The organism is Pseudoalteromonas sp. S8-8 (genome assembly GCF_000497875.1).
Taxonomy (GTDB): domain Bacteria; phylum Pseudomonadota; class Gammaproteobacteria; order Enterobacterales; family Alteromonadaceae; genus Pseudoalteromonas; species Pseudoalteromonas arctica.
Genome location: NZ_AUTR01000033.1, coordinates 68,332 through 88,611 on the forward strand (window position 1 = coordinate 68,332; position 20,280 = coordinate 88,611).

Annotated in this window: 22 protein-coding genes; 10 read left to right on the forward strand and 12 right to left on the reverse strand. The window is 39.5% G+C overall.

Annotated features, from left to right (window positions below):
• Positions 1 to 9 precede the first annotated feature (9 nt).
• Positions 10 to 1,890 carry a hypothetical protein gene (locus L659_RS0109680; RefSeq protein WP_024590408.1) on the forward strand — a complete coding sequence of 627 codons (1,881 nt, stop codon included), beginning with the start codon at positions 10 to 12 and terminating at the stop codon, positions 1,888 to 1,890.
• 78 nt (positions 1,891 to 1,968) lie between these two features.
• Here the strand turns inward: L659_RS0109680 and L659_RS0109685 are convergent, their stop codons facing one another.
• Complete coding sequence (locus L659_RS0109685) at positions 1,969 to 2,610, reverse strand: CPBP family intramembrane glutamic endopeptidase (RefSeq protein ID WP_024590409.1); 642 nt, start codon at positions 2,608 to 2,610, stop codon at positions 1,969 to 1,971.
• 65 nt (positions 2,611 to 2,675) lie between these two features.
• Positions 2,676 to 3,251 (reverse strand): inner membrane-spanning protein YciB, encoded by a 576-nt coding sequence (locus tag L659_RS0109690; RefSeq protein ID WP_024590410.1) that lies wholly within the window; start codon positions 3,249 to 3,251, stop codon positions 2,676 to 2,678.
• A 191-nt stretch (positions 3,252 to 3,442) separates the two neighbouring features.
• Here L659_RS0109690 and L659_RS0109695 point away from each other — a divergent pair, with 191 nt between their 5' ends.
• Positions 3,443 to 3,712 carry an HU family DNA-binding protein gene (locus L659_RS0109695; protein ID WP_007375441.1) on the forward strand — a complete coding sequence of 90 codons (270 nt, stop codon included), beginning with the start codon at positions 3,443 to 3,445 and terminating at the stop codon, positions 3,710 to 3,712.
• A gap of 299 nt (positions 3,713 to 4,011) precedes the next feature.
• A complete protein-coding gene (locus L659_RS0109700) occupies positions 4,012 to 4,590 on the forward strand; it encodes a type 1 glutamine amidotransferase domain-containing protein (RefSeq protein ID WP_007582489.1) in 579 nt (192 codons plus the stop codon).
• Between the two features lie 106 nt (positions 4,591 to 4,696).
• On the opposite strand, the gene trpA is transcribed toward L659_RS0109700, so the two are convergent.
• Genes trpA through L659_RS0109730 form a run of 6 tightly spaced genes read right to left on the reverse strand, consistent with a single transcriptional unit; the run spans position 4,697 to position 11,285 of the window.
• Positions 4,697 to 5,518 carry a tryptophan synthase subunit alpha gene (trpA, locus tag L659_RS0109705; protein WP_024590411.1) on the reverse strand — a complete coding sequence of 274 codons (822 nt, stop codon included), beginning with the start codon at positions 5,516 to 5,518 and terminating at the stop codon, positions 4,697 to 4,699.
• Positions 5,515 to 6,699 carry a tryptophan synthase subunit beta gene (gene trpB / locus L659_RS0109710; RefSeq protein ID WP_024590412.1) on the reverse strand — a complete coding sequence of 395 codons (1,185 nt, stop codon included), beginning with the start codon at positions 6,697 to 6,699 and terminating at the stop codon, positions 5,515 to 5,517. Before trpB ends, trpA begins: the two co-directional genes overlap by 4 nt.
• 7 nt (positions 6,700 to 6,706) lie before the next feature.
• Complete coding sequence (trpCF, locus tag L659_RS0109715; protein ID WP_024590413.1) at positions 6,707 to 8,071, reverse strand: bifunctional indole-3-glycerol-phosphate synthase TrpC/phosphoribosylanthranilate isomerase TrpF; 1,365 nt, start codon at positions 8,069 to 8,071, stop codon at positions 6,707 to 6,709.
• A complete protein-coding gene (trpD, locus tag L659_RS0109720; protein WP_024590414.1) occupies positions 8,064 to 9,101 on the reverse strand; it encodes an anthranilate phosphoribosyltransferase in 1,038 nt (345 codons plus the stop codon). The genes trpCF and trpD overlap by 8 nt, the downstream gene beginning before the upstream one ends.
• An 11-nt stretch (positions 9,102 to 9,112) precedes the next feature.
• Positions 9,113 to 9,715, reverse strand: coding sequence for an aminodeoxychorismate/anthranilate synthase component II (locus L659_RS0109725; protein ID WP_024590415.1), 603 nt, complete (start codon positions 9,713 to 9,715; stop codon positions 9,113 to 9,115).
• 1 nt (position 9,716) lies between these two features.
• Positions 9,717 to 11,285 (reverse strand): anthranilate synthase component 1, encoded by a 1,569-nt coding sequence (locus L659_RS0109730; RefSeq protein ID WP_024590416.1) that lies wholly within the window; start codon positions 11,283 to 11,285, stop codon positions 9,717 to 9,719.
• 464 nt (positions 11,286 to 11,749) lie between these two features.
• Between L659_RS0109730 and rnm the strand changes: the two genes are divergently transcribed.
• The 5 genes from rnm to L659_RS0109755 all read left to right on the forward strand — a co-directional run bounded on the left by rnm (position 11,750) and on the right by L659_RS0109755 (position 15,344).
• Entirely contained in the window at positions 11,750 to 12,604 is an 855-nt protein-coding gene (rnm, locus tag L659_RS0109735; protein ID WP_024590417.1) for an RNase RNM, read from the forward strand.
• Positions 12,601 to 13,221 (forward strand): L-threonylcarbamoyladenylate synthase, encoded by a 621-nt coding sequence (locus L659_RS0109740; protein WP_024590418.1) that lies wholly within the window; start codon positions 12,601 to 12,603, stop codon positions 13,219 to 13,221. The genes rnm and L659_RS0109740 overlap by 4 nt, the downstream gene beginning before the upstream one ends.
• A gap of 6 nt (positions 13,222 to 13,227) precedes the next feature.
• Positions 13,228 to 14,064 carry a segregation and condensation protein A gene (locus tag L659_RS0109745; RefSeq protein ID WP_024590419.1) on the forward strand — a complete coding sequence of 279 codons (837 nt, stop codon included), beginning with the start codon at positions 13,228 to 13,230 and terminating at the stop codon, positions 14,062 to 14,064.
• A 145-nt stretch (positions 14,065 to 14,209) separates the two neighbouring features.
• Positions 14,210 to 14,761, forward strand: coding sequence for a cytochrome b (locus L659_RS0109750; RefSeq protein ID WP_002961572.1), 552 nt, complete (start codon positions 14,210 to 14,212; stop codon positions 14,759 to 14,761).
• A gap of 1 nt (position 14,762) precedes the next feature.
• The gene (locus tag L659_RS0109755) at positions 14,763 to 15,344 is read left to right on the forward strand and encodes a YceI family protein (RefSeq protein ID WP_007582505.1); all 582 of its coding nucleotides are present in this window, start codon (positions 14,763 to 14,765) and stop codon (positions 15,342 to 15,344) included.
• A gap of 84 nt (positions 15,345 to 15,428) precedes the next feature.
• On the opposite strand, the gene L659_RS0109760 is transcribed toward L659_RS0109755, so the two are convergent.
• Complete coding sequence (locus L659_RS0109760) at positions 15,429 to 16,271, reverse strand: transporter substrate-binding domain-containing protein (RefSeq protein ID WP_024590420.1); 843 nt, start codon at positions 16,269 to 16,271, stop codon at positions 15,429 to 15,431.
• 139 nt (positions 16,272 to 16,410) lie between these two features.
• Positions 16,411 to 16,578: a hypothetical protein gene (locus tag L659_RS1000000123785; protein WP_002961566.1), complete on the reverse strand. Its 168-nt coding sequence runs from the start codon at positions 16,576 to 16,578 to the stop codon at positions 16,411 to 16,413.
• A 370-nt stretch (positions 16,579 to 16,948) separates the two neighbouring features.
• Between L659_RS1000000123785 and L659_RS0109775 the strand changes: the two genes are divergently transcribed.
• Positions 16,949 to 17,500: a hypothetical protein gene (locus L659_RS0109775; protein ID WP_024590421.1), complete on the forward strand. Its 552-nt coding sequence runs from the start codon at positions 16,949 to 16,951 to the stop codon at positions 17,498 to 17,500.
• Here the strand turns inward: L659_RS0109775 and L659_RS0109780 are convergent.
• The gene (locus tag L659_RS0109780; protein WP_024590422.1) at positions 17,497 to 18,300 is read right to left on the reverse strand and encodes a M61 family metallopeptidase; all 804 of its coding nucleotides are present in this window, start codon (positions 18,298 to 18,300) and stop codon (positions 17,497 to 17,499) included. The genes L659_RS0109775 and L659_RS0109780 overlap by 4 nt on opposite strands.
• Positions 18,301 to 18,487: 187 nt before the next feature.
• Here L659_RS0109780 and icd point away from each other — a divergent pair, with 187 nt between their 5' ends.
• Positions 18,488 to 19,756 (forward strand): NADP-dependent isocitrate dehydrogenase, encoded by a 1,269-nt coding sequence (gene icd / locus L659_RS0109785; protein ID WP_024590423.1) that lies wholly within the window; start codon positions 18,488 to 18,490, stop codon positions 19,754 to 19,756.
• A gap of 12 nt (positions 19,757 to 19,768) precedes the next feature.
• Here icd and L659_RS0109790 read toward each other — a convergent pair whose 3' ends face one another.
• Positions 19,769 to 20,200: a hypothetical protein gene (locus L659_RS0109790; RefSeq protein WP_007582519.1), complete on the reverse strand. Its 432-nt coding sequence runs from the start codon at positions 20,198 to 20,200 to the stop codon at positions 19,769 to 19,771.
• Positions 20,201 to 20,280: the final 80 nt, after the last annotated feature.

Genomic DNA, 20,280 nt, shown 5'->3' on the forward strand with positions numbered 1-20,280 from the left:
GGAATGAAGATGTTAAAACAAATTATACCCTTAGGGGTAGCTATTGCATTGGTAGGTTGTGGTTCTTCATCAGACAGTGACAGTTCAGAGTCTGTTGCAGTGAGTGAGATTGCTACATCTTCTTCTGTGAGTTTTTATGTATCTAATTGGCAATCACCGCAGGGCACGCTTAATGTTTTAGATAGCGACGGGGTGGTGCAAGAATCAATTGAAGTTGAAAACATCAATACTGCGAGTGTAAGTGTAACTCCACTTACTTTTAATAGTTTTGAGTTTATACCGAGTGATACTGCTCTACCTTGTCCGCGCTTTACAGGTTGTGGCAGAACAGTTCGTGGTGATGTAAATGACTTAAACGCAAACCGTTTAATAGACTACCAAGAATTGACAGCCGTTACTCTTAATTACAAAGCAGATGCATTTAGTGCACCAGGTGTAAATACGGTTTATTTATCGCCATTGAGTAAAGCAATTACAGATGAAGGCTTTAGTGCTACGCAAGCTAGTTTATCAGCCACGCCTTTTTATCATTTAACGCACAGCAATTTAAATGCAAGTGTTGAAGCAGAAATGGTTACTAATGCATTTACTTACGCGGCAATTTTAGCTGGTGTTGCTGATAGTTCGTTTAGTGTTGAAAGTGCTTTTAATGCATTTACTAACTTAGAGACTGACCAACAGGCATGGCAAGATTATAGCGATTTAGCAGCGCAGTATGTTACAGATAACTTATTTAGCGACCAAGGTAATGCTTTACTGCAAAATGTAGCTGGTCAAGTTAAGCAAACAATTGCAAGTGTAACTACATTTACAAAATGGCAGGCTCGCTCAACAGAAGTTCAAAGCTTAGATTCAAGAGAGTTACTTGTTGATACACGAAATATTATAGGTGCTGCAAGACTTCAAGAAAAAAGCTATTCAGATGAATTAGACGTAAAATTTGCTGAGCTTGAAAGTGCGTTTGATGAAGACACACAAAGAACCCTTGATGCACTTACTAATGCTTTAAACGAAGTTATTACAAATTATTCACCACTAGCTGATGGCTCTACACCATCAGGACAATATAAACTTCGTGACTTAGATATTGATTACAGCCAATCACCTTATACTTGGGCTATAACTGGCACATATGATGATTTACCTATAACAATTGATTTATCAATTCCAACATTTAGAGTAAGTGGTGTATTAGGTAATAAAATTGAAGGTGTAATGAGTGCAACGGTCACAAATGGTGCCACGGTATTAAGTGTAGATGTAAGTGAGTTGCTAATTCAGTTTGATGGTATAGATGCTCAAAGTGAATTAAATCCAGAAGCCGACACAGGTATTACACAGGTAACTACCAATGTAATTATCAATAAAGCCGCTGGTAAACTTGAAGGTGACTTATCACTAAACTTAAATCGCTTTGTTAATTCATTAGGTGAAGAGTCTACGACGTTATCTACTTTTGATTTTAATGGTGATTACGTAAGTGACATTCAAAACACTGCATTTCATATCACTGCAATAGAGGCTTCGCCTTTTATTGGTGAAGATAATGACGATTTAGCATTTACTTTTGAATTAGATTTTCCACTGAGTGGTGCAAGCGGTTTTAAGTTTGCTTACGTGGGCGATGTTGAAAACTTATCAGAGCTTACCTCTACAGATATATTTGTTAGCATAAAAAATCGTGCTTTAGATTTACGTATTCGTGATGTTAGTGGCAACATTAATCTAATAGCGAAAGGCGAAAATGGACGTTGGTTAGATGTAAAGCAAAAGGGCCGTAATTACAGTGGCGGTTTATATTTTGGTGATACTAAACTAGCCGATGTTACTGCAGTACGTGGTATTCCTGGTGTTTTATTCCCAAATGGTGAGTTTGAATCGTTATTTTAACCATTAGTTAAGTGGTTTTAGAAATATTCAAAATCCGATATTAGTTTTCTAGTATCGGATTTTTTAATGCTTGTTATATTAGGTAAATGCGCCTGAATCAAGGTAGCTGCCGATCCCGAGTGTAAACATCCACATCCCCCATAAACTATGCTCAATAACACACACGACGGTTGAGCGGCTTTGTGCATAGGTATAAGCAAACAGTAAGCCACCTAAAAAAGCTAAGGCTACTGCAATCCAATTTGCATACACAATATGAGCCAATGCAAATACACTCGCACTAACTATAATACGCACTGCTTTTTTTGGCATGATGCGTTTATAACGATGAAAAAAATACGTTCTGAATATTAACTCTTGAGGAATAACCGACAGTATTGGGTAGAGTAGCAACAGTAAAAGCCAATCATTAAACGAGTTGCGGGGAAGGGTAAACCAGTTGCCCTGATGAATAATCCCGTAAAACATACCTGAGAACAGCGCACCTAAAAAAAAGAAGCTAAACACACGTTTTTTAACAGCAGAAAACTGCCCAAGGCTTGTGAGTCTAAACCGTTTAAAATGGGGATCGCCCAGTAGCAACATACAACACACACTCATAAGTATAATAAGCGCAGGAATAAGCCAGTTAGCTAAATGCTCACGTAATCCAAAGCCCAATAAAGGCAGAAATACAAAAATGAGGGTAAATTCAAACCAACGGTATTGATTAGCGTTCAAGGTCGTCTCAACTTGTTTTTTTAATAAGCTAACAAGCTAAGACGACACTTTTATGACGAGGGGGCTTACTTTGCTGGTTCTTCTTCACTAGGGAGGTATTTGTACAAGGCAATGATAGTGGCAAAAATACTCACAAAGGTAATACCCATTAAGCCAAACACTTTAAAATTAACCCAAAAGTCGAGCGAAAAATTATACGCAATATAAATATTTAGTGCTGCTATTCCAGCAGTTATAGCAACCCACATTAGGTTAAGCTTATCCCATAACGGTCCTGGGACAACAATGGCTTGTTTTGTATCATTAGCATTTTCGAGTATTGAACTAAGCGCTTTTTTAACTAGATTTTTTTTAAGTGCATAACGACTAATAAGTAACGTTAAGCTTAAACCTGCGTATATGAGTGTTGCTTTCCATTTTATGTATTGCTCATCATGAAGTACCAGCGTTAACGTACCAAACACGGCAGCAATGCCAAAAAATATCCAATGACGAGTAGGCACATTGCCATGTTTAAAATAGCTATAAGCAACTTGAATGAGCGTAGTGGCCATTAATAAACCGGTAGCCCAGTATATATCGACTAGCTTAAAAACTGCAAAAAACAGTATGAGTGGGATGTATTCAATTAATGCGTGCATATACTACCTAAATTATACAAAAAAGAGTCAAAGGCTTTTTACCACATAAAGCTTAGCAACTACAAGGTTGACTTGTTGCCCTGTAACCCTTAGCCTGCGTGGCTTTATTACCAATTTGGTTTGGTATTTTTCATATCATCATATTCCCACGCTTAACCAACACTGATTTGGCGTGTATTTAGGAGCCTAAAATGAATAAAGCAGAACTCGTTGCTGCCATTGCACACAAAAGTGAATTAACAAAAAAAGATTCTCAAGCGGCACTTTCAAGCTTGCAAAAAGTAATTACTAAATCGCTTTCTGAGGGCGATCAGGTTCAAATAAATGGCTTTGGTACGTTTGCACTAAGTTACTACCCAGCGCGTACTGGGCGTAACCCGCAAACAGGGGCTGCAATTGAAATAGAAGGCGCAAATAAAGCGGTTTTTAAACCGGCTAAGGCGTTAAAAGATCTACTTTAATTCTATTTAAGGTTTTAAACCCCGTATTGATAGATAAGTTACATGAGCGCGAAGTAAATTCGCACCTACGGGTATATATTGTAGGTGAGGTTTTACACCTCGCGTTTGGTGGCTTTAAATTATATGAGCTGGAAATAAATTCGCACTTATGTACATTATTCATAATCTCTAAATAATTTACATAGCATCACAAACTCTACTCTAATTTATTCTTTAATTTTCAATGGTTTGTTATCGGCATGCATTATGCTGTTTAACTGTGTGTTTCGAATATATTTTTCAAGAAAAAGGAGATCTCAATGAGTACATTACAAACAAGCACACGTTTACAAGGCAAAAAAATTGCAATTTTAGCCACTGATGGGTTTGAGCAAAGTGAGCTTTTATCTCCACGCAGCGCATTACTTGATGCCGGTGCAAACATCGAAATAGTATCAATTAAAGAAGGCCAAATTACGGGCTGGGATGAAGATAAGTGGGGCGATAAAGTAACAGTAGATAAACTAGTTACAAACGCAGACCCCGCCGATTACGACGCGCTTATGCTCCCTGGTGGTTTATTTAACCCAGACAGTTTACGCCAAGATAAAGATGCTAAAGCCTTTATTGATGGCTTTTTTGGCGCAGAAAAAAACAAACCCGTTGCTGCAATTTGCCATGCTCCGTGGTTGTTAGCTGAAATTAATAAATTGCGCGACCGTACCATTACCTCTTTTCCAAGTATTAAAAGCGATTTAATTAACGCAGGTGCCAATTGGGTTGACCAAGAAGTATGTGTAGATAAAGGCCTAGTAACAAGCCGTAGCCCAGCCGATTTAGAAGCATTTAATGCTAAATTTATTGAAGAGATTTTAGAGGGTAAACACCAAGCTCACTAATTTTTTTAAAACGTTTGGATATTGCTATAGCGTTTGATTTTTAAAAAACAAAAAAGGGCATTTTAAATGCCCTTTTTTAATGCGTATAAAACACGCCTTAGTTAGCTTAAAGCGATGTCGCTGCTTTCATATCAGCTACAAATGCTTTTAGCTGAGCGGTCATTGTTGGTAAATCATTAAGGTTAGCTTCAATAATTTTAACCACGGCAGAACCTGAAATAGCACCGGCTGCTCCTGCATTAAGAGCCGCTTTTACATCATCTGGCGTTGAAATGCCAAACCCTAAAAGAGCAGGCGCTGCATGGTATTCTTTTAATTTAGTAACAATGTTACCCGCTGGCATTTGTGCCTTAGTATCGGTACCGGTAACACCTGCGCGCGATAGTAAATATGTGTAACCACGACCGTAAGAGGCGCACTGGCGAAGTGTGTCGTCATCCGCATTTGGTGTTGCAATAAAAATTGGGTCTACGCCGTTATCCATTGCTGACTTTCTAAACATTTTAGATTCATGCAGAGGCACATCAGCCACTAAAATTGAGTCTACGCCTACCGCTTTTGCATCTTTATAAAATGCTTCTATACCGCGTTTAAACACAAGGTTTGAATACAATAATAAGCCAATTGGAATATCAGCATTATACTCACGTATTTCTTTAATAATATCAAAGCAATCTTGTGTGTTAATGTGCACATCGAGCGCGCGAATATTAGCTTTTTGAATTACTGGACCATCTGCAATTGGATCTGAAAACGGAATACCAAGCTCAAGCGCATCAGCGCCGCCGTCAATTAGACTTTTAATAATCGCAATACTTTGCTCTTTACCTGGGTCGCCAATCGTTACAAATGGTACAAATGCACCTTGTTTTTGCTCGTTAAGCGCTGCAAACATTTTGCCGTAACGATCCGTTTTTACTTGGCTCATAGCTGACCTCTTTCAGTTAGTACATTGTGAACGTGTGCTAAATCTTTATCGCCACGACCACTTAAATTAATCACTATAACACTCTCCTCGGTTAGCTCCTCTGCGTACTTAAGCGCATAAGCTAACGCATGGCTTGATTCAAGTGCCGGAATAATCCCTTCATTTTTAGCAAGCGATTGAAACGCATCAAGCGCTTCTGTATCGGTAATACCAACGTATTGAGCGCGACCAGTTTCGTGTAAAAATGCATGCTGAGGACCAACAGCTGGGTAATCAAGACCCGCTGATACAGAGTAAGACTCTTCAATTTGGCCATCATCATTTTGCATAATGTACGTATAAGTACCGTGTAATATACCTTTTGTGCCTTTACAAATTGTTGCACCGTGCTCATTTGTATCAAGCCCTTTACCAGCAGGCTCAACACCAATTAATTTAACGCCTGGCTCGTCAATAAAGTCGGTAAACATACCAATCGCGTTTGAACCACCACCAACACAGGCAATAACAGCGTCAGGTAAACGACCTTCTGCTTTAAGTACTTGTTGTTTGGCTTCTTCACCAATAATTTTTTGATACTCGCGTACAATTGTTGGGAATGGGTGAGGACCCGCAGCTGTACCTAGTAGGTAATGTGCGTCTTGGTAGTTTGCTGACCAGTCACGCAGCGCTTCATTTACTGCATCTTTTAATGTGCCAGAACCCGCTGTTACTGGAATAACCTCTGCGCCCATTAACTTCATTCTAAATACGTTAGGTTGCTGACGATCAACGTCTTTTGCACCCATATAAATACGACATTTTAAACCCAGTAAGGCACACGCTAGCGCTGTTGCAACGCCGTGTTGACCGGCACCTGTTTCAGCAATAACTTGTTTTTTACCCATACGCTTAGTAAGTAACGCCTGACCAAGTACTTGGTTCGTTTTATGTGCGCCGCCGTGTAGTAAGTCTTCACGCTTTAGATACAGTTTTACTTTTGGGTTTTTAACTAAATTGCGCGTTAAAGTAAGTGGGGTAGGACGACCCGCATACTCGTTTAATAATTTACTTAGCTCTGCCTGAAACTCAGGATCTTTTTGTGCTTTGTTAAATTCGTTTTCTAACTGCTTAAGCGCAGGGACAAGTAACTCAGGTACAAACATACCGCCAAACTCGCCAAAATAAGCTGGATTTTGCATTTTAACCTCAATAATTTCTGATGCTTGTGAAAGCATTATGTAATTTGTTAGGGCACTTTTTACCCGCAGATTCTTCAACGCCTGAGTTTAAATCAAGGCCTAAGGCACCTTTAAAAAGCGCATCTTTAATATTGTCTGGATTTAAGCCTCCAGCGAGCATAAATGGTGTAGTTGCGCCGCTAAGCACCGACCAATCAAATGCTTTACCTGTACCGCCAGCTTGTGTATCGCTGTGCGTATCGTAAAGGTGTCGATCAACCCCATTTACAGGCGTTGGCAATGCATCTTTTATTGCTTGGGCTTTCCAAATTTCGCAATTAGTTGGTAACTGTGTACGCAACTCAGCAATGTAATCGTCACTTTCTTGGCCATGTAATTGAACTGCCGCTAATTTTAGCACACTTGCGTATTGAGTAACTTGCTCAATGGGGGCATCTACAAATACACCAACAAAGTTAAGTGGTGCGCTTTGGCTCAGCTCTCTTGCACAATCTAAATCGACATAGCGAGGCGATTTAGGATGAAAAATTAAACCACCATAAACAGCACCGTTTTGATATGCCGCTTGTGCATCTTGGCTACGTGTTAAACCACATACTTTATTGTCACCTAAAATAACACGGCGACATGCTTGCTCTAAATCACGCTCGCCCATAAGTGAGCTGCCAATTAAAAAGCCATCGCATAATGGAGCTAAACGTTTTACGTCTTGATGGGTGTAAATACCCGATTCCGAAATAACCACTTTATCAGCCGGAATAAGCTTTCGTAGTTTTTCAGTAGTGGCTAAATCGGTGCTTAAATCGCGTAAATCGCGGTTATTAATACCAATAATTTGTGCATCAAGCGCAAGTGCGCGGTGTACTTCTTCTTCATTACTTACTTCTGTTAGCACCGACATATTAAGTGAATCGGCAACAGCATGCAGTGCTTTATAGCTTTCGTCATCGAGTACCGAAAGCATCAGTAATATAGCATCACCGCCATAAATACGTGCCATGTACACTTGGTACTCGTCTATAAAAAAGTCTTTACAGATAAGCGGTTGTTCTACTTGGCTGCGCACAAATTCGAGGTAGTCAAAGCTGCCTTGAAAATATTTAGCATCAGTTAACACACTCATGCAGGTAGCATATTTTTTATAAACTGAGGTAATTTCAGTTAAATCAAATGGGTTTCTAATTAACCCTTTTGAAGGCGATGCTTTTTTACACTCTAAAATAAACTGAGTGCCAGGTGCTGCAAGTGCTTTATAAAAGCTACGGCTTGTAGGCACTGCAAGATGCCTAAAGCTTTCAAGCGGGCGCGCAGCTTTTCTCTCAATTAGTTCTAATTTTTTATCAGCAACAATTTTGTCTAATACATTAGCCATTACTTACCTCAATAATTGCACTTAGTGTGTTCATGGCTTGCCCTGAACTTAATAATGTTTGTACTTGTTTTGCCCCTTCTTTTAACGTTTCTGCTTTACCTGTTAGGTATAAAAGAGCAGCTACGTTAACCACAATAGCAGCATTATGTGCATCTGTGCCTTTGCCTTGCAAGATGGCGAGGCTAGCATTTGCGTTGTATTGTGGGCCTTCACCAGCGAGTTGTTCAAGTGAATAGTTTGCAAGGTCGAAGTCGCTTGGGTTTAGTGTGTACTGCGTAATCTCGCCATTATTTAGCTCAACTACCGTTGTTGGGCCGTGTAGGGCTATTTCGTCAGTGCCCGAGCCATGAACAATCATAGCGCGCTTTGTGCCAAGGGTTTTAAGTGTTTGTGCCATTGGCATACACAACGCTTCGTTATACACACCTAACAATTGCACTTCAGGTGCTGCTGGGTTAGCAAGCGGGCCTAAAATATTAAAAATAGTGCGTGTTTTAAGCGATGTTCGTACGCCCATCGCATGGCGTACGCCACTGTGATAGTGCGGTGCAAACAAAAAGGTAAAATTGGTTTGCTCAAGGCATTTTGCTGCTTGCTCTGGGCTCATATCTATATTAATGCCCAGGGCTTTGAGTAAATCGGCTGAGCCTGAATTACTCGATACACTGCGATTACCATGTTTTACCATGTTAATACCAGCAGCAGCGGCAACTATGGCTGCTGTTGTGCTTATATTAATTGTGTTTGAGCCATCGCCGCCGGTGCCACAGCTATCGGCAAGTTGCGTACTGCTGGTAGTAAAAGCAACGGCGTTTTCGCGCATTGAGGCTGCAGCGCCTGCAATTTCGTCGCTTACTTCGCCTTTAATTTTAAGGCTTATAAGTAGGGCGGTTAGCTCAATTTCACTCATATTACCTTGCATTATTTCATCAAAAAGCGCTTTGGTGTCTGCGTAGCTTAATGATTGCCCAGTAATTAGTTGCTCAATAGCGTGTTGAACATTTATGGGTTGTTCTGGTTGTGTACTCATAATGTCCTCTTTTATTTAGCGCGTGTTAAGTAAGCGACACTTTGCTGAAGTAGCATTGCGCCGTTTGGCGTTAGTATTGATTCTGGATGAAACTGATAACCTAATGCGTTGTCATCATGATGATAAATAGCCATAGGGATATCTTCGTACTGGGCAATAACCTCAATATTATCAGGCACTTTTGTTGCCATTAATGAATGGTAACGTGCCACAGGCATTGTATTGCCCATACCATCAAATACAGGGTGCTCGCCTAAATTAATAATTGAAGACTTACCATGTACGGTTTCACCCGCGTGACCGATTACTCCACCGTAACTTTGTGTTAATGCTTGTTGGCCTAAACAAATGCCTAGCATTGGGAAGTGGCCTTTAGAGAGCTCAATAAGCTCCATTAAACAGCCTGCATCGCTTGGTGTTCCAGGGCCAGGCGAAAGTACTAATAGCACTTGGCCTTGCTCTTGGCGCATTTTGTTAAAAATAACCTCAGCGCTAATGTTGTTTCTGTAAACAACCAGTTCGCAGCCAAGCATCATAAGCTCATCAACAAGGTTATATGTAAATGAGTCAAAGTTATCTAAAAAATAGATTTTGATAGGATTCGCTTTACTCATTTTATACCGCCTTATACGTAGATTTTATGGCGGTGATAACCGCTTGTGCTTTAGCGCGAGTTTCGTTTGCTTCTGAAATAGGATCTGAGTCAAACACGACACCGGCACCTGCTTGCACATACGCTTTATTATTTTTAACAAAAGCTGAGCGAATAACAATACAGCTATCCATTGCGCCATCACCGGTTAAGTAACCTACTGCGCCGCCATAGCTGCCACGGCGTTTACCTTCAGTTTGACGAACAAGCTCAGCAGCACGAACCTTTGGTGCACCAACAAGCGTGCCCATGTTCATACAAGCTTGGTACGCATGCAGTGCATCAAGCTCGGGTTTTAGTGTGCCAACAACGCGTGACACTAAATGCATTACTTGTGAATAGCGGTCTACTTTTAATAGCTCTTTGGCAAAACGAGTACCTGCAACACTAATGCGGGCTACGTCGTTACGGGCTAAATCGACAAGCATTAAATGCTCGGCGCGCTCTTTTTGATCGTTTCTAAGTTCGAGCTCAATGCGGCTGTCTAGGTCTGGGTTTATTTGCCCATTAGCAAATTTGCCACGTGGGCGAGTGCCAGCAATTGGGTATACTTCAACTTGCTGAGATTGCACTGTGTATTTAAGTGCTGATTCAGGCGATGCGCCAAATAAAGCAAAGTCTTCATCGCGCATATAAAACATATACGGGCTTGGGTTTTGCTTTTTAAGCTGGCTATAAGCGTGCAGAGGATCAGGACAAGGTAGTGAAAATGTACGCGATGGCACTACCTGAAAAATATCACCATCTACAATATTCTTTTTAAGCTTAACCACTTGCTCGCAGTAAGTGTCATCGTCTATATCAACGCTTACCTCACATTCGCCACTTTGCATATCCGCACTAAATTCTGAGGCGTTATCGCACAGTGTATTTAATCGCTCTAGCTCTTTGCCTACTTCAAAGCAATTTGCATGTACGTCTGGGCCGTTAAATACATTACCAATGAGTTCGGTTGTTTGTTTTTGATGATCAATAACAACTAAGGTTTCGGCTAAATAAAATACGTAATCTGGGCAGGTATTTTCGCCATCAGGTACATCACTTAACTGCTCAAAGTTTGCTACCATATCGTAGGCAAATACACCGCCTAAAAATAACGAAAATGGATTGTTAGTTGTGCTTTTTATACTGTTAATACAAGTGCGCAGAGCGCTAAATGCATTATCTGCAATTAGTTTACTCGCTTCGTCAGTATCGCCGCTAGTGTCTAAATAACACAGGGTAAGTGTTGCGCCGTCTAAAGTAGCGTCACAGCTTTTAACATTTGCCTGCAAGTAGCTTAGAAGCTGTTGCCCATTATTAGATTGAGCAGTAATAGTGACTGTTTTACCTTGGCATACAATGCGCAGTGCACAGTCGACTAAAATTAAACTTTTTACACTGTCTTTAGAATCAATCTCAGCCGATTCAAGCAGTAGTGAGTTAGGCTTATCAAGTGCCGCGTATAATGCAAGTGGACTACTTATATAGTCGCGTACTTGCGTAATGCTTGTTACTTCGCCTGGTGTGGTAGTTATATGACTAAAAATCAAACCTCATTCCCTCAAAAAATTAAACCCCGCAATGCTTTAGCAATGCGGGGTTTGAATAACGATATCTAAATTACAAACAGATCATTACCGTCCCGCTATATCAGGCGCCACCACCAACGATGTGTAAGAGTAAGACCGTTATTCATGTTTTTCTGCCTCAAAATTTGTTAAATATTTTTAACGTATACGTTTCGTAAAATTTAGTTATAAAAAAACCCGCATAGTTGCGGGTTTTGAATTTTTGTTAGACACGACAATTCATCACCCGATAATTACGAGTGCCACCACCAAATAGTGTTTAAGTTTGAATTGATCATTATTGTTAATTCTTAATGTGTCTGAAAGTGGCTACAGTAAAACGTATCTTATGCTTTTGTGTCAAGTGTTTATTTAAAACAATTTAGTCAAAAAAGTTGTTATACTTACATAAACACCAGTAACCCTTAATTTTAAGCAGTTTTCTTTTGATAAAATATGATTTACATAGCCATACCACACATTCAGACGGGCGTTTAACGGTTGAAGAATTATTGCATCGCGCTGTTGATAAAAATATTGATGTGTTTGCTATTACCGATCATGACACTGTGGCGGCTATTAAGCCTGCGCAGCAATTTATTAAAACCGAAAATTTACCGCTTTCATTAATAACGGGTACCGAAGTGTCTACTAAATGGGAAAGCTTCGAAATTCATATTGTAGGTTTAAATATTGATATTAATAATATTGACCTTACCTCTTTATTATCAGCTCAGCAGCAAAAGCGAGAAGAGCGTGCACTAGAGATTGGTGTTCGCCTTGCAAAAAATGGCTTTGATGGCATTTACGAGCAAGCTAAAGAGCTGGCAAAAGACGCGCAAATAACGCGTGCACATTTTGCACGCGCCCTTATTGAGCGCGGTGTTGCTAAAAATTTCCCGGGTGTTTTTAAAAAGTACTTAGGGCGTGGCAAAACAGGCTACGTACCAAGTTGCTGGTGCACTATGCAAACCGCTATTGAGGCCATACATGCCGCTGGTGGTGTTGCTGTACTAGCGCATCCAAGTAGCTATCAAATGTCAAACAAGTGGCTACGCAAATTATTAGTAGAATTTAAAAGTGTAGGAGGGGACGCAATGGAAGTTGCACAACCTCAACAGGCGCCAAGCGAACGTCAATTTTTAGGTGAACTCAGCCGTGAGTACGAACTACTTTGCTCGCAAGGGTCTGATTTTCATTTTCCGACAAGCTATTTAGAGCTTGGCAAAAATTTATACCTACCAAAAGACTGCCAAGGTGTTTGGCAAGCTTGGGAAGGAGAAGAAGGGGCATTAACATGAGTCAATTATTTCATATTCATCCTGATAACCCGCAACCGAGACTGATTAGTCAAGCCGTTGATATTATTAAACAAGGCGGCGTTGTTGTTTACCCAACAGATTCGGGCTACGCCATCGGTTGTAACATTGGTAATAAGCAAGCCAAAGAGCGCATAGAGCGTATTCGTGGTATTGAAAAAAACGATAATTTTACGCTAGTTTGCCGTGATTTATCGGAGCTATCTACTTACGCACGCGTAGATAACCAGCTATTTAGGTTAATAAAAAATAATACGCCAGGGCCATATACCTTTATTTTTAAAGGCACAAAAGAAGTCCCTAAACGTTTATTAAACGACAAGAAAAAAACCATTGGCATGCGTGTAATTGAGCACCCAATAGCTTGCGCGTTGCTCGCCGAACTTGGTGAGCCGTTAATGTCGTGTTCTTTAATTTTACCAGGTGAGCAGTTTACAGAATCAGATCCTGATGAAATATTAGAGCGATTAGATAAACACGTTGATTTAATTATTCACGGTGGCCACTTAGCCGAGCAAGCAACCACGGTAATCGATTTGTCGGAAGATGAAGTCAAGATTTTGCGTGTTGGCTGTGGTGATACAAGCCCGTTTGAGTAATAGCGAGTGAGCGAAAGCACTGCGAATACAAAAAATAGTGAAAAGCCAGTGCAGCAAAAGCTGCCACTGGCTTTTTTGCATGGTAAAGCGGTTGTAGACAAACCTGAAGATTTATACATTCCACCTGACGCGCTCGAAATAATATTAGAAACCTTTGAAGGCCCGCTCGATTTACTGCTCTATTTAATTAAAAAGCATAAGCTTGATGTACTCGAACTTTCTATTTTTAGTATTACAGAGCAGTACGTAAGTTATGTAGAAATGATGACCGAGTTTCAACTCGAACTTGCTGGCGAATATTTAGTAATGGCTGCGTTACTTGCACAAATTAAGTCGCGCTTATTATTACCTGTACACGAAGAGCTAGAAGAGGAAGAAGATCCTCGCGCTGAGCTTATTAAGCGTTTACAAGAATATGAGCTATTTAAAAAAGCCGCTGAAAATCTCGATGACATTCCTCGTGTTGGTCGTGATATTTTTATAGCGCATGCCGCTATGCCAATACGTGAAGACACAACTCAAAAACTCCCCGAACTTGAACTTAAAGACTTAATGCTGGCGTTGAGTGATGTAATGGCGCGCGCAAAAACGTTTGAGCATCACCAAATTACTGCTGAAGTACTCTCAACGCGAGAGAGAATGAGTCAAATATTACAGCAACTATCGCAAGCAAACTCGGCAGTGGTATTTAATGCGCTTTTTACCCCAAATGAAGGGCGAAGTGGTGTAGTGGTTAGTTTTATAGCTATGCTTGAGCTTATTAAAGAAGGACTTGTTACCTGTTTGCAAGTAAGCCCTGAGAGCTTAATTTATGTCAGCTTAAGCGAACAATCCACCCTATAAACTTATCTGTTTAATCATCTATTTGCAAAACTGACTCTAAATAATAAAGTTCTGTGCGTATACGCACGTAAAGTGTTTGTAAATGTTATTTTCATTTACGGCTGTGCACTATATTGTAACGTCATAGCATTATAGGAAGTTACACATGTTTAAAAATACACCTTCATCTTACGGACTTGTCGCCATTATTTTACATTGGCTCATGGCACTGACTATTTTTGGCCTGTTTGGTTTAGGTTTATATATGGTTGAGCTTACTTATTACGATAGCTGGTATAAAGGTTCACTCGATTTACATAAGAGTATTGGTATTACGCTTGTGGCCGTATTTTTATTTAGAATTTTATGGCGTGCTTTATCTACACAACCTAAACCATTAGGTGAGAGTAAAGGCATGAACCAATTAGCACATACTGCGCATATTGCTATGTATATTATTTTGGCCGTTATTGTTGTTGCTGGGTATTTAATATCAACCGCAGACGGACGTCCAATAGAAGTGTTTACCTTATTTAACGTATCAGCGCTTGATTTTGCTTTTGATGACCAAGCCGATATTGCAGGAAAAGTACATTATTATGGCGCGTGCACATTAATCGGGTTTGCAGTATTGCATGCACTAGGGGCGTTAAAACATCACTTTATCGATAAAGATAAAACCTTAATCAGAATGATCAAACCATTAAAGGATGATTAAAATGAAAAAATTATTAGTAAGCACAGCCGTTTCGGCTGCAATGATGTTATCGGCAACAGCCGCTAATGCAGCTGATTATGTTATTGACACAAAAGGCGGGCACGCATCTGTTAATTTTAAAATTAAACACTTAGGTTACAGCTGGTTATATGGTCGTTTTAATACTTTTGACGGCACATTTAGCTACGATGCTAAAAACCCTGATGCGTCAAAAATTATGGTAAACATTGATACCACAAGCCTTGACTCTAACCATGCAGAGCGCGATAAGCATTTACATGGTAAAGATTTTTTAAATGTAGATAAATACCCAAAAGCGACATTTAAAAGCACGAGTATTAAATTTGATGAAGACGGCGAAGAGGCTGATGTAACCGGTGAGTTCACGCTGCACGGCGTAACTAACACTATTACCTTTGAAATAGATAAAGTGGGCGAAGGTAAAGATCCGTGGGGCGGCTACCGCGTAGGTTTTGAGGGCGAAACCAGCCTTAAACTTACCGACTACGGTATTGATTATAACTTAGGACCTGCATCTACTCATGTTGATATTATTTTATCAATAGAAGGCGTTCGTCAGTAATACCATTATTAAATATAAAAACGCCACTTACTGTGGCGTTTTTTTTGCTTAACAGAAACTCAAATTAAGCGACTTCGAATTTGCTTATTTTGCGCTATTAATACGTGACTGTAATAGCGGCCTTAAATGCTCGGGCAACCAGCGCATGAGTAAATCATTATAAGCCTGCGTTTTTTTAATAACTTTGAGCTGCTCATTAAGAATAGCAATGTCTTCTGCGCCTTGCTCGTTTTTAGTACAGCCAATAAAACCATAACTTAACGCGGGTGATTCGGTTAATGGACGCTGCGTTAAGTTTTCTTCAAAGTGCATTGATTTAGCTAAATAGTAATGCTCGCTTGGGTAACCCAGTAAAATATCAATTCGTTTTAGGTTAAGCATATATGTGAGGCTCGCTAGGCTATCGCGAGTGGGTCTGATTACTAAATCTATATTAGGCGTACTGTTTATCAATGTATCTATCTCTTGGCCATAAGAGCGACTCATAGAGATCCCAAGAGTTAGTTTTTTATCTTGTATTAAATTGAGTAGTGATACTTCTTTTGATTCCGCTATATTTAGCGCTTTGGCGAGTCTTTTGTGCATTGCTATTGAAGGCGAGAGGCCCGTTGTTGAGCTCTCCTCTGTAAAATAAATATGCTCTTTTCTGTAATCATTTTTATAAAGGGATAACGCACAAACATTATTTGAAGTATTAGATAGCTCTTGGATTACTTTACCTGAGGGGATAAGCATGCGGTTAAAGGTAATATTAGGAAGTTGTTTTTCAAGTAATGAAATTATGCTTTCGTCACGGCCTTGGTGTTGATATTGACCATTTAAAATATAATAGGGTGCAAAGTCGTGCGCTAGCCAGTTTATGGTTCTAGCATTGCCTATTGAGCTCAGACAGAAAAAAAGTAAGAAAGTTAAAAATATACGGAGCATTACAACAGCTGCCAGTAATTATTATTGTAAAACTATTGTAACCAATAAAGAGCTAAAAAGTAAAATGCCAGCAACGAGGCTGGCATAATATCTTATCAATAATTGCAATAATAAAAGGGCAATTAAAGTTATGTGTTGCTTAGTTAGCTTTTAGCCACTTAACAAACTGGCGTGCATCACTCGCTTTTTGAAACAATGCATTTTTTAAACCTTGTGTATCACTAAAGATTACACGATGTTTGTTTACTGAAATTGATTGCACTGGATGTGCGATTTGGATCATAGACCCATTATATTTATAAGACATAATAAAACTCACTTTATTCTTGTTATTTATTCTGCGCTATATTTTTATAGCAAATTGCAGTTAATAAATTAACGATGTTGTGTTTAGCTTCATTACAGTGTTGACGATCTTTATGACACTTTTGCGATGATAGTAAAAAATCATCTCGGTATTATTCAAGGGGTTCTCGCCGTACAATAACTTAGCTTTCAAATATACGTTTTGCGGGGCTTACTGGATCAGGGTAAATGGTTAACCGCGGCGGTTTCTTTAAACCAGAGGGGGAAGGTAACTTATATATAAATTGTGTGCAAGCTATTTTTGTAAAAATATTTATAATAAATCTTATCAACTGCTTACAAAGCCCATTTTTAGTTACCAAAGGATAAGTATGAATTACCTAATAGTGAGTGATATTTATGGTTTAACCCCTGCTTTAAGGAGGTTATCACAGGCAATTAGTTCAAATTTAGTTATTGTTGACCCTTATAATAACAAGTTTCAAGCTATTGAAAGTGAACAAGATAGTTACAACAATTTTATACAGCAGTGTGGCCATGATAAATACACCGACAAACTTCAAAAATGCTTTGAGAGTTTAAAATTGCCCACCACGTGTATTGCTTTTAGTGCAGGGGCAAGTGCAGCATGGCGGGCACAGTTATTAACAGGCAATACACACCTTAAAAAGTTAATTGGCTTTTACCCGTCGCAAATTAGACATAATTTAAATTTAAGCGCAAAAGTACCCTGTGAGTTCATATTTCCAGCAAGTGAGAGTCACTTTAATGTTGATGAAGTTATTAAAGCTTTAAGCACCAAAGCGAATGTTAAGTGCTATAAAACCAATTTTTTGCATGGTTTTATGAACGAGTACTCAACCAATTTTAACGCGCAAGGGCTTGTTGAATATAGTAACTATATAAAACAGAGCAGCCGTTAAAGCGTGTTTAGCTGCTCTTTACTAATATCAGGAAAATCGGTGCGGGTATTATATTTTGCATACAGCGTTGTAAAAACGCTACTACCGGATAGCTTATCTAACTCTTTTATAAAGGTTTTAGCACTAGATCGAGCGGGTCTACAGCATACTTGATACTGTTTTATTATACCCGCGACAGATAAACCTTGTTTTTGTAGCTCCAAATCGGCCTGTGCAAAAAAAGCCGCACCTGTCCAATAAACACGTTGCTGGGCTCGTTGTTTCCACATATCGGCAGAGAGCTCATTAAGTGGCTGTGTTTTAGTTTTAGTTTGCATGCGGGCACGATCAAATCCTGCATTTAAACGTTGTACAAATTGCGGCTGGGTAATTATACCGCTGTTACGCATTATTACGTTTTGCATGTAACTGGCAAAACCTTCGCTTAGCCAAAAACCGGAGTAGGGAAGTAGCGGCAAATATAAATGCGAAAGTTCATGGTATAGCGTCCAATCTTTAGTGAATGCATTTAAACTGGCATAGCGATCTATATGTAGTTCAAGCCCATCGGGGTTATTGCGCTTAACTGTAGCCCAAGGTACAGGCTCAAAAGCAAAGTATTGCGGTTTTAAATAAATAGGTAATGTGGTTTGTTTTAAAGGTCCCAGTGTATTTTGTGTTTTTTCAACACTTTGATTAACCCATGTAGACACCGTATTTTGAGCATTACTTGAGAGCGAGCTAAGGTTATGTATGACCACTTCAACGGCTAATACGTTAAAAGAGCTGATTGATAGTAGCAGTACAAAAAAGAATTTCATTAAAATGCTCCACTGTAATTTAATAACTGGTACGCCAGGCTTAATATACAAGACCAACTAAATGGATAAATAATCACGCCTAATTCTTTATTTTTTAAAATGATAGTAACTATAAAAGTACAAATACAGACACTCCTAGCTAAGCATGGTTTAATCAATTAATCGTTATTTTAAGTTAGGTTTAGCCATGACGTATCAGCATATTCACGTTCCTGAGCACGGCCAAAATATCACTATTGATGCACAAGGACATTGGCAAATACCGTTAGAACCTATAATTGCCTTTATTGATGGCGATGGCGTGGGTCTAGATGTTATGCCGGTAATGCGCCATGTTGTTGATAGTGCAATTGAGTATTGTTATAAAAGTGCACGGAAAATTCATTGGATGCAGGTTTATAATGGCGAGCAGGCCGCAAAGCTGTATGACGGTGATTGGTTTCCGCAAGAAACAATTAACGCGGTACGTGCCTGTAAAATTGCCATAAAAGGGCCGTTAACCACACCACTGGGTGGTGGCTTTCGATCTCTTAATGTTGCACTCAGGCAAGAAATGGATTTGTTTGTAAATATGCGCACTATAAAAGGCTTTAGTGCACTCCCTTCTCCTTTAAAAAACCCTTTTTTAACAAACATAACAGTGCTTCGTGATAGTAGCGAAGACGTGTACTCAGGTATTGAGTGGCAAGCAGGCAGTGTAGAAAGCGAAAAAATGCTCGATTTTTTATGTGAGGAAATGGGCGTAACCCGCTTAAGGTTTTCACAAGAGTGCGGAATTGGTATTAAAAATATATCTAAAGAAGGCTCTGAGCGACTAATGCGCTTTGCAATTAACTATGCACTTAAAAACGATAATGAATCATTAACACTAGTGCACAAAGGTAATGTACTTAAATTTACCGATGGGGCATTTAAGCGTTGGGGGTTTGTACTTGCACAAAACGAGTTTAATGCCACCGCACATGAAAATGGGCGTTGGTTGCAAATAGAGCGAACACACCAAGCGCCCTTAATTATTAAAGAAGTCATAGCCGACAACATGCTGCAACAATGTTTAATGCATCCAGAGCAATTTGATGTAGTGGTGACTACTAACCAAAATGGTGACTTTTTAGCGGATATGCTCAGTGCACAAGTTGGCGGTGTTGGCATAATGCCCGCTGCAAATTTAAATAACGATGTCGCATTTTTTGAGCCTACACATGGCACGTTTGAACGTATAGCAGGGCAAAATAAAGCAAACCCCAGCAGTAGTATTTTAAGTGCGGTATTAATGCTTAAATTTATGGGATGGGACGAAGCCGCATTACTCATAGAAAATGCGTTAGAGCAAACATTTAAAAGCGGTGAAGTAACCTTTGATTTAGCGCAAGAGCAGAGCGATAACTCAAGTATTCATAACTCGACAACCTTAACTTGTACTGGCTTTGCAAAGAAGGTTATCGAGCACTTTTAAATACATTCATTATTAAGCTGCTGAGGCAGTTTTTACTCTGTGCATACAAGGGCGGTTGGTTAACTGCGCTGCACGATGGTAAATCTCATGTGCTTGGGGTTCATCGCACTGCGTACCACTAAGCGTATCCATTAACGCAACAACAATAATTGCAGGAACCTGGCAGCAATATTCGTCTAAAACGGCTTCCGTAGTTTGTGCATCAACATGGCAAAGTGGATGATTTTTAAGTTGGTATGCGTTTAATAATGTATCAACTTCTAATACATCATCTGGTTGGTGCTTTGTTTTACGGCATTTGCAACCAAACTCATCAACTAAAGTAGCTAACGCTTGGTAAGTTTCAGTGGTGTTAGCTTTAGTGCATAACTGCTCTTCAATGAACTGATGTAAGTTAGCATCGATGAATAATCCGTCTTGGCGTGTGAAAGAAGTTGTTGTCATAATAATTACTCTTAGTTTGTTGGCTTAACTTCACTCTAGCGCTAAGTGTATTATTAATAAAATTGTTGTTTTCAATAACT

What these genes read in the sequence shown, in the direction of transcription:
- L659_RS0109755 (WP_007582505.1), top strand. Translation starts at nt 14,763, where the DNA reads ATGAAAAAATTATTAGTAAGCACAGCCGTTTCGGCTGCAATGATGTTA.
- trpCF (WP_024590413.1), bottom strand. Translation starts at nt 8,071, where the DNA reads ATGGCTAATGTATTAGACAAAATTGTTGCTGATAAAAAATTAGAACTA.
- L659_RS0109790 (WP_007582519.1), bottom strand. Translation starts at nt 20,200, where the DNA reads ATGACAACAACTTCTTTCACACGCCAAGACGGATTATTCATCGATGCT.
- L659_RS0109740 (WP_024590418.1), top strand. Translation starts at nt 12,601, where the DNA reads ATGAGTCAATTATTTCATATTCATCCTGATAACCCGCAACCGAGACTG.
- L659_RS0109690 (WP_024590410.1), bottom strand. Translation starts at nt 3,251, where the DNA reads ATGCACGCATTAATTGAATACATCCCACTCATACTGTTTTTTGCAGTT.
- trpB (WP_024590412.1), bottom strand. Translation starts at nt 6,699, where the DNA reads ATGCAAAATCCAGCTTATTTTGGCGAGTTTGGCGGTATGTTTGTACCT.
- L659_RS0109775 (WP_024590421.1), top strand. Translation starts at nt 16,949, where the DNA reads ATGAATTACCTAATAGTGAGTGATATTTATGGTTTAACCCCTGCTTTA.
- L659_RS0109780 (WP_024590422.1), bottom strand. Translation starts at nt 18,300, where the DNA reads ATGAAATTCTTTTTTGTACTGCTACTATCAATCAGCTCTTTTAACGTA.
- L659_RS0109700 (WP_007582489.1), top strand. Translation starts at nt 4,012, where the DNA reads ATGAGTACATTACAAACAAGCACACGTTTACAAGGCAAAAAAATTGCA.
- L659_RS0109760 (WP_024590420.1), bottom strand. Translation starts at nt 16,271, where the DNA reads ATGCTCCGTATATTTTTAACTTTCTTACTTTTTTTCTGTCTGAGCTCA.
- L659_RS0109750 (WP_002961572.1), top strand. Translation starts at nt 14,210, where the DNA reads ATGTTTAAAAATACACCTTCATCTTACGGACTTGTCGCCATTATTTTA.
- L659_RS0109680 (WP_024590408.1), top strand. Translation starts at nt 10, where the DNA reads ATGTTAAAACAAATTATACCCTTAGGGGTAGCTATTGCATTGGTAGGT.
- L659_RS1000000123785 (WP_002961566.1), bottom strand. Translation starts at nt 16,578, where the DNA reads ATGTCTTATAAATATAATGGGTCTATGATCCAAATCGCACATCCAGTG.
- trpA (WP_024590411.1), bottom strand. Translation starts at nt 5,518, where the DNA reads ATGAGCCAAGTAAAAACGGATCGTTACGGCAAAATGTTTGCAGCGCTT.
- trpD (WP_024590414.1), bottom strand. Translation starts at nt 9,101, where the DNA reads ATGAGTACACAACCAGAACAACCCATAAATGTTCAACACGCTATTGAG.
- L659_RS0109725 (WP_024590415.1), bottom strand. Translation starts at nt 9,715, where the DNA reads ATGAGTAAAGCGAATCCTATCAAAATCTATTTTTTAGATAACTTTGAC.
- icd (WP_024590423.1), top strand. Translation starts at nt 18,488, where the DNA reads ATGACGTATCAGCATATTCACGTTCCTGAGCACGGCCAAAATATCACT.
- L659_RS0109695 (WP_007375441.1), top strand. Translation starts at nt 3,443, where the DNA reads ATGAATAAAGCAGAACTCGTTGCTGCCATTGCACACAAAAGTGAATTA.